10 protein-coding genes are annotated in these 13,199 nt (G+C 70.8%); 8 read left to right on the forward strand and 2 right to left on the reverse strand.

Features of this window, described 5'->3' with window-relative positions; translation table 11 throughout:
- The first annotated feature begins 25 nt into the window (after positions 1-25).
- From ilvC to AB0C66_RS05000, 4 genes are all read left to right on the forward strand, one after another.
- On the forward strand, positions 26-1,024 hold the full coding sequence (gene ilvC / locus AB0C66_RS04985; protein WP_362432884.1) for a ketol-acid reductoisomerase: 999 nt from the start codon (positions 26-28) through the stop codon (positions 1,022-1,024).
- Positions 1,025-1,291: 267 nt separating this feature from the next.
- Positions 1,292-2,896: a phosphoglycerate dehydrogenase gene (gene serA, locus AB0C66_RS04990; protein WP_362432886.1), complete on the forward strand. Its 1,605-nt coding sequence runs from the start codon at positions 1,292-1,294 to the stop codon at positions 2,894-2,896.
- 225 nt (positions 2,897-3,121) lie between these two features.
- Positions 3,122-3,811, forward strand: coding sequence for a helix-turn-helix domain-containing protein (locus tag AB0C66_RS04995; protein ID WP_362432889.1), 690 nt, complete (start codon positions 3,122-3,124; stop codon positions 3,809-3,811).
- Positions 3,812-3,883: 72 nt separating this feature from the next.
- A complete protein-coding gene (locus AB0C66_RS05000) occupies positions 3,884-5,386 on the forward strand; it encodes an MFS transporter (protein ID WP_362432891.1) in 1,503 nt (500 codons plus the stop codon).
- A gap of 80 nt (positions 5,387-5,466) precedes the next feature.
- Here the strand turns inward: AB0C66_RS05000 and AB0C66_RS05005 are convergent, their stop codons facing one another.
- Positions 5,467-7,074 carry an MFS transporter gene (locus AB0C66_RS05005; RefSeq protein ID WP_362432894.1) on the reverse strand — a complete coding sequence of 536 codons (1,608 nt, stop codon included), beginning with the start codon at positions 7,072-7,074 and terminating at the stop codon, positions 5,467-5,469.
- A gap of 97 nt (positions 7,075-7,171) precedes the next feature.
- On the opposite strand from AB0C66_RS05005, the gene AB0C66_RS05010 reads away from it, so the two are divergent.
- Positions 7,172-7,765: a TetR/AcrR family transcriptional regulator gene (locus AB0C66_RS05010; RefSeq protein WP_362432896.1), complete on the forward strand. Its 594-nt coding sequence runs from the start codon at positions 7,172-7,174 to the stop codon at positions 7,763-7,765.
- Between the two features lie 112 nt (positions 7,766-7,877).
- Positions 7,878-8,711, forward strand: coding sequence for a MerR family transcriptional regulator (locus AB0C66_RS05015; RefSeq protein ID WP_362432899.1), 834 nt, complete (start codon positions 7,878-7,880; stop codon positions 8,709-8,711).
- 57 nt (positions 8,712-8,768) lie between these two features.
- Here AB0C66_RS05015 and AB0C66_RS05020 read toward each other — a convergent pair whose 3' ends face one another.
- Positions 8,769-10,025: a helix-turn-helix domain-containing protein gene (locus tag AB0C66_RS05020; RefSeq protein ID WP_362432902.1), complete on the reverse strand. Its 1,257-nt coding sequence runs from the start codon at positions 10,023-10,025 to the stop codon at positions 8,769-8,771.
- A gap of 167 nt (positions 10,026-10,192) precedes the next feature.
- Here AB0C66_RS05020 and AB0C66_RS05025 point away from each other — a divergent pair, with 167 nt between their 5' ends.
- Complete coding sequence (locus tag AB0C66_RS05025; protein ID WP_362432905.1) at positions 10,193-11,119, forward strand: proline dehydrogenase family protein; 927 nt, start codon at positions 10,193-10,195, stop codon at positions 11,117-11,119.
- Positions 11,120-11,187: 68 nt separating this feature from the next.
- Positions 11,188-12,828: an L-glutamate gamma-semialdehyde dehydrogenase gene (pruA, locus tag AB0C66_RS05030; protein WP_362432907.1), complete on the forward strand. Its 1,641-nt coding sequence runs from the start codon at positions 11,188-11,190 to the stop codon at positions 12,826-12,828.
- Positions 12,829-13,199 lie beyond the last annotated feature (371 nt).

Consider the following 13,199-nt stretch of genomic DNA (forward strand, 5'->3'; position numbering starts at 1 on the left):
ACCCAAACGCTAGGAGAAACCCGAAGTGGCCGAGCTGTTCTACGACAACGACGCCGACCTGTCGATCATCCAGGGCCGCAAGGTCGCCATCCTCGGCTACGGCAGCCAGGGCCACGCCCACGCGCTGTCGCTGCGCGACTCGGGCGTCGATGTGCGGGTCGGTCTGCACGAGGGCTCGAAGTCCAAGGCCAAGGCCGAGGAGCAGGGCCTGCGCGTGGTCACCCCGGCCGAGGCTTCCGCCGAGGCGGACGTGATCATGATCCTGGTCCCGGACCCGATCCAGGCCAAGGTCTACGAGGAGTCCGTGAAGGACAACCTGAAGGACGGCGACGCGCTGTTCTTCGGCCACGGACTCAACATCCGTTTCGACTTCATCAAGCCCCCGGCCAACGTGGACGTCTGCATGGTCGCCCCGAAGGGCCCGGGCCACCTCGTCCGCCGCCAGTACGAGGAGGGCCGCGGCGTGCCGTGTATCGCGGCCGTCGAGCAGGACGCCACCGGGAACGCCTTCGCGCTGGCCCTGTCGTACGCCAAGGGCATCGGCGGCACCCGCGCCGGCGTGATCAAGACCACCTTCACCGAGGAGACCGAGACCGACCTCTTCGGCGAGCAGGCGGTCCTCTGCGGCGGTACCGCGGCGCTGGTCAAGGCCGGGTTCGAGACCCTGGTCGAGGCCGGTTACCAGCCCGAGATCGCGTACTTCGAGTGCCTCCACGAGCTGAAGCTGATCGTGGACCTGATGTACGAGGGCGGCCTGGAGAAGATGCGCTGGTCGATCTCCGAGACCGCCGAGTGGGGCGACTACGTCACCGGCCCGCGGATCATCAACGACTCCACCAAGGCCGAGATGAAGAAGGTCCTCGGCGAGATCCAGGACGGCACCTTCGCCCGCAACTGGATGGCCGAGTACAACGCCGGTCTGCCGAAGTACAACGAGCTGAAGAAGGCGGACGAGGACCACCTCCTGGAGACCACCGGCAAGGAGCTGCGCAAGCTCATGAGCTGGGTCGACGACGAGGCGTAAGCGCCTGGTGGCGCGGATGGCCGTGCCCCGGACGGCGGGGGTTCCCAGGAACCCCCGCCGCACCGGTCCGCGCGTTGTCCACCCCGCACCACCACGTGCGGGTGATCCTGCCGCATTGGCGTAAGACACCTGCCCGACCGCCACTACACTCAACTGCAACAAGCGCGTCAGGCTCACAGCGTCGTGCGTCTTCCACGCGGCTCCCCTTCACCGCCAGCGGCCGTCGGGACGGCCGTCCGCTGAGGACTAGTGAGGACTGAAGACCACGTGAGCACTGCTTCCACCGGTAAACCCGTCGTACTCATCGCCGAAGAGCTGTCGCCGGCCACCGTCGACGCCCTGGGCCCGGACTTCGAGATCCGCAGCTGCAACGGCGCGGACCGCGCCGAGCTGCTCCCCGCTCTCGCCGATGTGGACGCGATCCTCGTCCGCAGCGCGACGAAGGTCGACGCCGAGGCCATCGCGGCGGCGAAGAAGCTGAAGGTGGTCGCTCGCGCGGGCGTCGGTCTGGACAATGTGGATGTGTCGGCCGCCACCAAGGCGGGCGTCATGGTCGTCAACGCCCCGACGTCCAACATCGTCACCGCCGCCGAGCTGGCGTGCGGTCTCCTGGTCGCCACCGCCCGTAACATCCCGCAGGCCAACGCCGCGCTGAAGAACGGCGAGTGGAAGCGCAGCAAGTACACCGGTGTGGAGCTCAGCGAGAAGACCCTCGGTGTGGTCGGGCTCGGCCGGATCGGCGTCCTGGTGGCCCAGCGGATGTCCGCGTTCGGGATGAAGATCGTCGCGTTCGACCCCTATGTGCAGCCCGCGCGCGCCGCCCAGATGGGTGTGAAGCTGCTCTCGCTGGACGAGCTGCTCGAGGTCTCCGACTTCATCAGCGTCCACCTGCCCAAGACCCCGGAGACCCTCGGTCTGATCGGCGACGAGGCGCTGCGCAAGGCCAAGCCCGAGCTCCGGATCGTCAACGCCGCGCGCGGCGGGATCGTGGACGAGACCGCGCTGGCCGCCGCCCTCAAGGAGGGCCGGATCGCCGGGGCCGGTCTGGATGTGTTCTCCCAGGAGCCGTGCACCGACTCCCCGCTGTTCGAGTTCGACAATGTCGTGGTCACCCCCCACCTGGGCGCCTCCACCGGTGAGGCCCAGGAGAAGGCGGGTATCGCGGTCGCCCGCTCGGTGCGGCTGGCGCTCGCGGGCGAGCTGGTCCCGGACGCGGTGAACGTCCAGGGCGGTGTGATCGCCGAGGATGTCCGCCCCGGGCTGCCGCTGGCCGAGAAGCTGGGCCGGATCTTCACCGCGCTCGCGGGCGAGGTCGCGGTGCGGCTCGATGTCGAGGTGTACGGCGAGATCACCCAGCACGACGTCAAGGTGCTGGAGCTCTCCGCCCTCAAGGGTGTGTTCGAGGACATCGTCGACGAGACCGTGTCGTATGTGAACGCCCCGCTGTTCGCGCAGGAGCGCGGTGTCGAGGTGCGGCTGACCACCAGCTCGGAGTCGTCGGAGCACCGCAATGTGGTGACCGTGCGCGGCACCCTCGCCGGTGGCGAGGAGGTCTCGATCTCCGGCACCCTGGCCGGTCCCAAGCACCTCCAGAAGATCGTCGCCGTGGGTGAGTACGACGTCGATCTGGCCCTCGCCGACCATATGGCCTTCCTGCGCTACACCGACCGCCCGGGTGTGGTCGGCACGCTCGGCCGCATTCTGGGCGAGGCCGGGATCAATATCGCGGGCATGCAGGTCTCGCGGGCCGCGGTCGGTGGGGCCGCCCTGGTGGCGCTGACCGTCGACGACACCATTCCGCCGACCGTCCTCAGCGAGATCGCCGGTGAGATCGGGGCCACCTCGGCCCGCTCGGTCAATCTGGACGGCTAGTCCGCACCACGGACCCCTGGGGCCCGGTTTCCGCTTCGGCGGGGACCGGGCCCTTTTTGCTGCGCGGATCCCCTGCGCGGATCCCCTGCGCGCGGAGGCTCACTGATTTTTTTCATCGCATGTTGAATATTGCGCACGGGCTCGCTACGCTGACGGCTATGTGGAGAAAAACTCTCCACATAGCCCCGATGGCTTTCCCTCAGCACGCCCCGCAGGAGTACGCACGTGTCCGCTGACCTCCCCGCCGACGCCGCGCCCCGGATGCGCGCCGACGCCCGGCGCAACCGCGAGCAGATCCTGCGCGCCGCCCGCGACGTCTTCGTCGACGAGGGACCGGACGCCCCACTCGACGAGATCGCCCGGCGCGCCGGAGTCGGCATCGCCACGCTCTACCGGCGCTTCCCACAGCGCGCCGACCTGTTCCGCGGAGTGGTCACCGAGGTCCTCACCGCTCTCACCGAGGCCGCGCGGGAGGCCGTCGCCGACGAGGGTGACCCGGTCGAGGCGCTGCGCCGCTTTATGCACCGGGCGCTCGAGCTCAAGATCGGCTCGGTGATGCCCTCGCTGCTGGGCCGGTTCAACCTCGGCGAGATCCTGGACGAGGTGCGCGGCGACGCCGTGGACCCGGTCGACGAGATGCTGGTCCGCGCCCAGGCGGCCGGCCATATCCGTCCCGATGTCGTCTTCGGTGACCTCACGATGATGATCATGCGGCTGTCCCGGCCGCTGCCCGGCGGCGGGCAGTTCGCGGATGACGAGGCCCTCGCCCACCGCCATCTCGATGTGTACGTCGACGGGCTGCGCCCCAGCGGCTCGCCGCGTCCCACCACCATGCTCAGCGGTCCGGCGGTGGACGCCCCGGCGTTCAAACGGCTCCGGGAGCGCGTGCTCGACGACGCCCGCGTCGACGACTGAGCCCCTCTCTCCCTCCGCTCTCTCTCCGCTCGGCCTTCCGCACGAGCGGAAAGATCAGAAAGGCAATCCCTCATGTCCCAGCCCACCGGTATACAGCCCGAGGCCAACCCTCGGCGCTGGCTGGCACTGCTGTTCATCGGCCTCGCCCAGCTGATGATCGTCCTCGATATCACCATCGTGAACATCGCCCTGCCGTCGGCACAGAAGGACCTCGGGATCACCGACGGCGACCGCCAGTGGGTGATCACGGCCTACACCCTGGCGTTCGGCAGCCTGCTGCTGCTGGGTGGCCGGATCGCCGACTACACCGGCCGTCGGCGCACCTTCCTGATCGGTCTGATCGGCTTCGCCAGCGCCTCCGCGCTGGGCGGCGCGGCCTCCGGTTTCGAGACGCTGCTGCTGGCCCGTGCGCTCCAGGGCGCGTTCGCCGCGATGCTCGCCCCCTCGGCGCTCTCCCTGCTCGCGGTGAACTTCACCGAATCGAAGGAGCGGGCCAAGGCGTTCGGCATCTTCGGTGCCATCGCCGCGGGCGGCGGCGCGATCGGCCTTGTCGTCGGCGGCGCGCTGACCGAGTACCTGGACTGGCGCTGGTGCCTGTATGTGAACGTGCCGATCGCCGCCATCGCGGTCGTCAGCTGGTGGGTGCTGCCCGCCGACACCCGCGCCGAGGGCAGGGCCCGTTTCGACATCCCCGGGGTGTTCTTCGCCGTGACGGGTCTGGTGGCCCTGGTCTACGGATGCAGCGAGGCCGAGTCCGAGGGCTGGGACTCGGCGATGGTGACCGGTCTGCTCACCGCGGGCGTGGTGCTGCTCCTCGCCTTCATCCTGGTGGAGCGGCGGGTCCGGAACCCGCTGCTGCCGATGCGGGTCCTGGCGGACCGCACCCGGGGCAGCGCCTACCTGGCCGTCGGTCTGTCGGTGGTCGGCATGTTCGCCATGTTCCTCTTCCTCACCTACTACATGCAGGTCGTCAAGGGGTACTCGGCGCTCACCACCGGTCTGGCCTTCCTGCCGATGACCGCGTCGGTTCTGGTCTCCGCGGGCGGCCTGGCGTCGCGTCTCATCCCCAAGGTGGCGCCACGGCTGCTGGTCGGCCCCGGTCTGCTGATCGCGGCCACCGGGGTGGCGCTGCTGGTCCCGCTGGACGTCGACAGCTCCTACGCGGCCGGTGTGCTGCCCGCGGAGATCCTGGTCGGCTTCGGCATGGGCCTGGTGATGGCCCCGGCGATGAACTACGCGACGCACGGGGTGGACGAGCGGGACGCCGGTGTCGCCTCCGCCACCGTCAACACCGCCCAGCAGATCGGTGGTTCGATCGGCACCGCACTGCTCAACACCATCGCCACCAGCGCGACCGACGACTACAAGGCCGAGCATCTGCACGAGATCACCCGGCAGAACATGCAGGCGCATCTGAAGACCGGTCTGGTCGAGGGGTTCTCGGAGGCGTTCGTCTGGTCGTCCGCGATCCTCGCCGGCGCGGCCGTCGTGGTGACCCTCCTGATGAACACGCCGCGTCCCTCCCGGGAGCCGGGCGCGCGGGAGGGCCTGCCGAAGGCGGTGCACCTGGGCTGACGCCCACTCACCGGGCCCTCCGTTCCGCGCTCTCCCGCGGAACGGAGGGCCCTCGCGCCTCTTGGCCCCCGTGCGCGGCGTCAGACGGCCACCGCGTCATCGGCCCCGGTCTCGGTGCCGGACTCGGCGTCGGCAGGGGCGTCGGCCACGGCCGGTGCGGAGGTCTTCGCGATCCGCGGAGGGCGCAGGGTCACGGCGGCCAGCACGGCCCCCGCGATCAGCACCCCGGCGCCGGTGACGCTCGCGATCCGCATCCCGTGGGTGAACGCCTCCCGCGCCGAGTGCAGCACCAGTTCCCCGGTCCCTCCGGACAGCCGCTCGGCCACCGCGTCGGCCACGCCCAGGGTTTCGCGTACCGCCTCCACCGCCGCGGGCGGCAGCCCGTCCGGCATCGTGTCCTTGACGTCGGCCCGGTAGACCGCGGTGCCGACGCTGCCGAGCACCGCCATCCCCATCGCTCCGCCGAACTCCTGGCCGGTCTCCAGCAGGGCGGCGGCCGAACCGGCCCGCTTCGGCGGTACGGCGCCGATCGCCATATCGGTGACCAGCGCCATCACCATGACGATGCCGCTGGCCAGCAGGGCGGCGCCGATGAGCACGGTCCACAGCGCGTCCGTACCGGCGAACGCCAGCACCCCGTAGCCCACCGCCCCGAGGACGAAGCCACCGCTGATCACCGAGGCGCGGTCGGCGCCGCGCTGGACGAGCACGCTCGCGGTCGGCCCCGCGAGCGCGACGGAGAAGGAGGGGGCCAGACTCCACAGCGCGGCCTCCAACGGGCCCTTTCCCAGGACCGACTGGAGGTACTGGGTGGTGAAGTAGGCCGAGCCCATCATCGCGAAGGTGGCCAGGGTGTTGATCGCGACCGCCGGTCCGAAGCCGCGGTCGCGGAACAGCGCGGGACTGATCATCGCGTCCCGTCGGGTGAGTTGACGGCGGACGAAGACCGCCCCGATCACCAGCCCGGCCACGATCGACAGCGCCGGGACCAGGGTGATGGCGTTGTCGGCCGACACCTTCTTCAGCCCGTAGATCACCGGGAGGACGGCGCCCATCGACAACGGCACGCTCAGGAGATCGAACCGGCCGGGCGCCGGATCCTTGAACTCCGGCACCAGGACCGGCACCAGCACCAGCAGCAGGACCATCGCCGGGACATTGACCAGGAAGACCGAGCCCCACCAGAAGTGATCGAGCATCACCCCGCTCATCACCGAACCGAGGGCGATCCCGCCCGCCATGGCCGACGACCAGATGGCGATGGCCCGACCGCGCTGGATCGCGTCCTGGAAGATATTGCGGACCAGCGCCATCGTGGAGGGCATCAGGGTCGCGCCGCCGATGCCGAGCCCGGCCCGCGCGGCGATGAGCATCTCCGCGTTCCGCGCGTACGCCGCGGCGACGGAGGCGATACCGAACGCCACGGCGCCGAACAGCAGCAGCTTCCGGCGCCCGATCCGGTCTCCCAGCGCCCCCATGGTGATCAGCAGCCCGGCGAGCGCGAATGCGTAGATGTCGAAGATCCACAGCTGTTGTGCCGCACTCGGGTGCAACTCCCGGCTGATCTCCGGGACCGCGAAGTACAGCACCGACACATCCATGGAGACCAGGAGGAGCGGAAGCAACAGGACCACGAAGGCGGTCCATCCCTTGCGCCCGGCGAGGGGAGCGGTGGAGGTGGTTGTCATGCCGAGAAATGTACGGGCGTATAAAACGCTTGTCTAGTACAGATGTGTAAGACGTCCGTCTTGGACGGGCGTATGGCGCCGGGGATAGGCTGGAGCCATGGGACATCGAGAGGATCTGCTGGCCGGGGCGAAGCGTTGCCTGCTGGAGAAGGGCTGGTCGCGGACGACCGCGCGGGACATCGTGGCCGCCTCCGGCGCCAACCTGGCCTCCATCGGCTATCACTACGGCTCCAAGGACGCCCTGATGCGGGAGGCGCTCTTCGCGGCCATGGGCGACTGGGCCGATGACGTCCAGCGGTCCCTCGCGGACGACGCCGCGACCGGCAGCGATCTGGTCGGCCGGTTCGAGACCGGCTGGACCCGGGCCCTGGAACTGTTCACCAAGCACCAGGCGGTGTGGCGGGCCCAGTTGGAGGCCGTCATGCAGGTCGAGAGCGACCCCGAGCTGCGGGAGGCGTTCGCCAAGGCCCAGCCGGAAGGGCGGCAGGGGCTGGTGGCCCTCTTCCACGGCATCGACGAGCGCGAGGTGGACGAGGAGACCTCCCGGACCCTGGGCTCCTTCTATATGACGCTGGTGGGCGGCATGGTGGTCCAGATGGCCATCAACCCCGGCCTCACGCCGGACGCGAAGGAACTGATCGCGGCCATGCGGCGGATCCTGGACGGCACCCCGCCGGGTCCGTCGGACTGACTCCCGGGCCGCCCGGCAGCGCCCGGCGGACCCGGCCGCTTGACCTTGCCCAAGGGGCAGACCCCAGTGTGCGGGTCACCGGGCGCGGTGCCCGGGACGGAGGATCACCACCGTGGACACACCCCTGCTCAGCATCGGCGCGTTCGCGCGCAGAACGCGGCTGTCACCCAAGGCGCTCCGGCTGTACGACCGGCTGGGGCTGCTCGCCCCCGATCACGTCGACGAGACCACCGGCTACCGCTGGTACCGCGCCGACCAGGTGGAGCGGGCCCGGCTGGTGGCGCTGCTGCGGCGGCTGGACATGCCGCTGGCGCGGATCGGCCGGGTGCTGGACCTCCCGGGGGAGCGGGCGGCGCACGAGGCGGCGGACTACTGGGCCGCCGTCGAGGAGCGCATCGCCCGGCAGCGGGCCCTCGCGGTACACCTCCGTGACCGGCTGGCAGGCAGGAGAACCGAGATGTACGAGATGACGATGGCTGAGGTCGGCGAGCAGACCGTGCTCACCGAGCGCCACCATCTGCTCGTGGACGACCTCCCCGCGTGGATCGGCGCCGCGCTCGGCAGGCTGGAGACCGCCGCCGCGGCCTGCGGCGGGGTCGCCGGGCCGCCCTTCGTCCTCTATCACAGCGAGGTCAGCGAGGAGAGCGACGGCCCGGCCGAGGCATGTGTCCCGGTCGCCGACCGCGCCGCCGCGGAGAAGTACGCCGCCGAGCACGGCCGTGAGGTGACGCTTCGCCACGAGCCCGCCCAGCGGCTGGCGTACACCCGGCTGACCAAGGCCCAGGTCGCCTTTCCACAGATCGCCTCGGCGTTCGACGCGGTCGAGCGCTGGACGGCCGAGGAGGGTCTGACGGTCACCGGCCCCTGCCGCGAGGTCTACTTCGCGGACTGGTGCGCGGCGGGCCCGGAGGACGAGGTCTGCGATGTGGCGTTCCCGGTGAGGTGACCGGTGAGGTGACCGGTGAGGTGACCTGTCCCCGGGGCGGTCCCGGCCCCGGCGCCGTCAGCCGCCGTCCGGGCCGCCCGGCGGGCTCAGGCGGGCCGCTTTGAGGGCCATGTGGAGGAGCAGCCGGTCCTCGCCCGCGTCCAGGTCGAGGCCGGTCAGCTGTTTCACACGGGAGAGGCGGTAGTAGAGCGTCTGGCGGTGGATGCCGAGCAGCTGCGCGGTGCGGCCGGCCTGGCCCGCGCAGTCGAGGAACGCCTCGGCGGTGCGGGCGAGTTCGGCGTGCGAACGCTCCAGCAGGGGGCGGACGGCCGGGTCCGGCCGGGTCGCCGGGAGGTCGGCCAGCAGGCGGTACGGGCCGATGGCGGTCCATTCGGCCACCGGTCCGAGCCTGGCGTCCGCGCGGGCGGCGCGGGCCGCGGACACGGCCTCCCCCCAGGCGGTGGGCAGCTCGTCCAGGCCGCGGCGCGGCCCGGAGACCCCCGCGGCGGTCTCCCGGCCGCCGCCCGGGGGGAGCTCGGGGCCGGGCGCGCTCGGGGCGCTCGCCCGGGGTGAGCGCAGCAGCTGCTCGGCGGTGGCGCGGGCCGGATCCAGGGCGGTGGCGGCCCGCAGCCGTACCAGCGCGGCCAGCGTGACGTCCCCGGCGCGGGGCACCACACAGGCGGCCGCGATCCCCGGCAGCCGGGGCAGCCCCGGGTGGTCGGTGTCCACACCGGTGTCCGGGGTCCAGGGCACCACCGCCACCAGCGCCAGCGGGCCGTCGGCCGACTGCCGCAGCGCGGCCCGCAGCCCCGCGCGGGCCGCGTCCCGGCCGCCCGGCGGCCCGGTCAGCAGCTCGCCGAGCAGCTCGCCCAGCTCCTCCCCGGCCCGCGCCTCCGCCGCCAGCAGGGCACCGATCCGGGAAGCGGTGTCCATGGCCCGCGCCAGCCGCGGGTCCGGCGCCTCCGAGGGGCCGCCGAGCTCCAGGTCGGAGAGATGGCCGTCGTCCAGCAGCCACACATAGCCGTGCACCACACCGCGGTGGCGCACCGGCAGACAGATCCGGCCCATGAAGACCCCGGCCGCCGGGTCCGGTGGGATCCGCAGCGGGGCCTGGGCGCGGGCGATCCCGAACGCCTCGAACCAGGCGCGCACCGCCGCCGTCGAGCGCCGCTGGAGGATGGAGCGGGTGCGCACCGGGTCCAGCGCCGGTTCCTCGGCGTCCCCGCTGTCGTGCGCGCCGAAGGCGATCAGGGCGAAGTCGCGGTTCTCCAGGGTCGCCGGCGCGCCGAGCGCCGCCGTGATCTCGTCCACCAGCTGCTGATAGTCGTCCCGCACCGGCCGTTCGCCTCCTTCCCGGATCCGTCTCCCTCATTCTCATACAGATGTCTGAGATCCCGGACACGGATGTAGGACAGCTGTCGATGGTCGCGGATACGAGAGATCCTTAGGTTTCACGGTGAGTTGTTGGTGCCGTTCGACGGCTGTCATCGTGGAGGTGCCCCGTGCTGGGACCCGTACTGCTCGCCGCTTCGCGCAGTGCTGTCATCCGTCGAGTCGTCTCGGCCGCGCCGGTCACCCGCCAGATGGTGGACCGGTTCGTGGCGGGGGAGGCGCTCGGCCAGTCGATGGCGGCCGTGCGGTCCCTGACCTCGCGCGGGCTGGAGGTCACCCTCGACCATCTGGGTGAGGACATCACCGACCGGGCCGAGGCGCTGCGCAGCCGGGACGCCTATCTCGCGCTGACCGAGGCGCTGGCCGCCGAGGGGCTCGGCCCCCGCGCGGAGATGTCGGTGAAGCTGTCGGCCTTCGGCCAGGCGCTGCCCGGCGGCCACGATGTGGCGCTCGCCAATGTCACCCCGGTCGTCGAGGCGGCCGCCGAGGCGGGGACGACCGTCACCCTGGACATGGAGGACCACACCACCGTGGACTCCACCCTGGCGATCCTCGGCGAGCTGCGCACCCGCTTCCCGCAGACCGGCGCGGTGGTGCAGTCGTATCTGTTCCGCACCGAGGACGACTGCCGGGCACTGGCCGGGGAAGGCTCCCGGGTGCGGCTGGTGAAGGGCGCGTACAAGGAGCCCGCGAGCGTCGCCTACCAGGACAAGCGCGAGGTCGACCGGGCGTATGTGCGCTGTCTGAAGATCCTGATGGCCGGCGAGGGCTACCCCATGATCGGCTCGCATGACCCGCGTATGGTCGCCATCGCCCAGGAGCTGGCCCGCCGGGTCGGCCGCAAGCTGGACGAGTACGAGTTCCAGATGCTCTACGGGATCCGTGAGGCCGAGCAGGAGCGGCTGGTGGCGGAGGGGCACCGGATGCGGGTTTACGTCCCGTATGGAACAGACTGGTATGGGTACTTCATGCGCCGCCTCGCGGAGCGCCCCGCGAACCTCACGTTCTTCCTGCGCTCGCTGGCCAGCCGCGGCTGACCGTCCCGCCCGCAGACTCCCGCAGACCTCATCTCGTAACCCGACGATCGAAGGAGACAACGGCCACCATGGACGCCGTCACCCAGGTCCCCGTCCCGGTGAACGAGCCGGTGCACACCTACGCCCCCGGCACCCCGGAGCGCGCCCGCCTCGAGACCAAGCTCAAGGAGCTGGCCCAGAACCCGGTCGAGCTGCCGATGACCATCGGCGGCGAGCGGCGGATGGGCGGCGGCGAGCGCTTCGACGTCGTACAGCCGCACAACCACGCGGCCCGTCTGGGCACCTACGCCAACGCCACCAAGGCCGACGCGCAGGACGCGATCGACGCGGCGCTTGCCGCCGCCCCGGCGTGGCGCGCGCTCAGCTTCGACGACCGCGCCGCGGTCATCCTCAAGGCCGCCGATCTGCTCTCCGGCCCGTGGCGGGAGACCCTCGCCGCCTCGACCATGCTCGGGCAGTCCAAGACCGCCCAGCAGGCCGAGATCGACACCCCGTGCGAGCTGATCGACTTCTGGCGCTTCAATGTGCACTTCGCACGCCAGATCATGGCCGAGCAGCCGATGGCCAACTCGCCCGGTGTCTGGAACCGCTCCGACCACCGGCCGCTGGAGGGGTTCGTCTACGCGATCACCCCCTTCAACTTCACCGCCATCGCGGGCAACCTCCCCACCGCCCCCGCCCTCATGGGCAATGTGGTGGTCTGGAAGCCGTCCCCGACGCAGACCCACGCCGCCGTGCTGCTGCTGCGGCTGCTGGAGGAGGCCGGGCTGCCCAAGGGCGTCATCAACCTGGTCACCGGTGACGGCAAGGAGGTCTCCGAGGTGGCGCTGGCCCACCCGGACCTCGCGGGCATCCACTTCACCGGCTCCACCCGTACCTTCCAGTACCTGTGGAAGACGGTCGGCGCCAATATCGAGAACTACAAGACCTACCCGCGGCTGGTCGGCGAGACCGGCGGCAAGGACTTCATCGTCGCCCACCCGTCCGCGGACCCGGCGGTGCTGAAGACCGCGATGACCCGCGGCGCCTTCGAGTTCCAGGGCCAGAAGTGTTCCGCCGCCTCGCGCGCCTACGTCCCGCGTTCGCTGTGGGAGGGCGGTCTCAAGGAGGAGTTCGCCGCCGAGGTCAACGGGCTGTCCATGGGCGATGTGTCCGAGCTGGGCAACTTCATGGGCGCGGTCATCGACGACCGTTCGTTCGCCAAGAACAAGGCGGCGATCGACCGGGCGAAGGCCGACCCGACCATCGAGGTGGTCGCGGGCGGTACCTACGACGACAGCGAGGGCTACTTCGTCCGGCCGACCGTCCTGGTCTCCACCGACCCGGAGAACGAGATCTTCAAGGACGAGTACTTCGGCCCGATCCTGGGCGTGTACGTCTACGAGGACGAAACCGATGACGGCTATGCCGCGATGCTCCAGCAGATGGAGTCGGCCTCGGCCTACGGTCTGACCGGCTGCGTCATCGCCCAGGACCGCGCGGCGGCCGCCGCCACCTGTGAGGCCCTGCGCTTCGCGGCGGGCAACTTCTACATCAACGACAAGCCCACCGGTGCCGTGGTCGGCCAGCAGCCGTTCGGCGGCGGCCGCGCCTCCGGCACCAATGACAAGGCGGGCGCCAAGCAGAACCTGATGCGCTGGACCTCCACCCGCTCCATCAAGGAGACCCTGGTCCCGCCGACGGACTACCGCTACCCGCACATGGGCTGACCTGCCCGGCGCGCTCCGCGCCCGTTAACCCCGCCCCCGGCCGTGTCCAGCACCGGCCGGGGGCGGCGTGCGTGCGGAGGCGGAATACGCCGTAAAGCTGTGGACGCCCGAGCGGTGACGGTGCTAGCGTCAGGCAATCAAGTAGGCATTATTTACCGCAGTTTACGTGGGTAACCGGACGCGAGGTCACCCACGGCGGTACGGGATTCGGCCAGGGTGGTCGAGGTCGGACGGGGGTCGGCCTCGATCATCAGGACGGGACCGCCGTGGCTCCGCCACGGACAGCAGGACGGCCGGTGGATTCCCATCGGCCGTTTTTTGCGTCTCAGATAGTAGGACGTCCGACTAATTGTGCAGACAGCGAAGCCCGG

This window comes from Streptomyces sp. NPDC048636 (genome assembly GCF_040650655.1).
In the GTDB taxonomy this organism is placed as follows: Bacteria; Actinomycetota; Actinomycetes; order Streptomycetales; family Streptomycetaceae; genus Streptomyces.

Bases quoted from the DNA above. Each gene is read 5' to 3' on its own strand.
- AB0C66_RS05010 (WP_362432896.1), top strand. From the start codon at position 7,172: ATGGGACATCGAGAGGATCTGCTGGCCGGGGCGAAGCGTTGCCTGCTG.
- pruA (WP_362432907.1), top strand. From the start codon at position 11,188: ATGGACGCCGTCACCCAGGTCCCCGTCCCGGTGAACGAGCCGGTGCAC.
- AB0C66_RS05000 (WP_362432891.1), top strand. From the start codon at position 3,884: ATGTCCCAGCCCACCGGTATACAGCCCGAGGCCAACCCTCGGCGCTGG.
- AB0C66_RS05005 (WP_362432894.1), bottom strand. From the start codon at position 7,074: ATGACAACCACCTCCACCGCTCCCCTCGCCGGGCGCAAGGGATGGACC.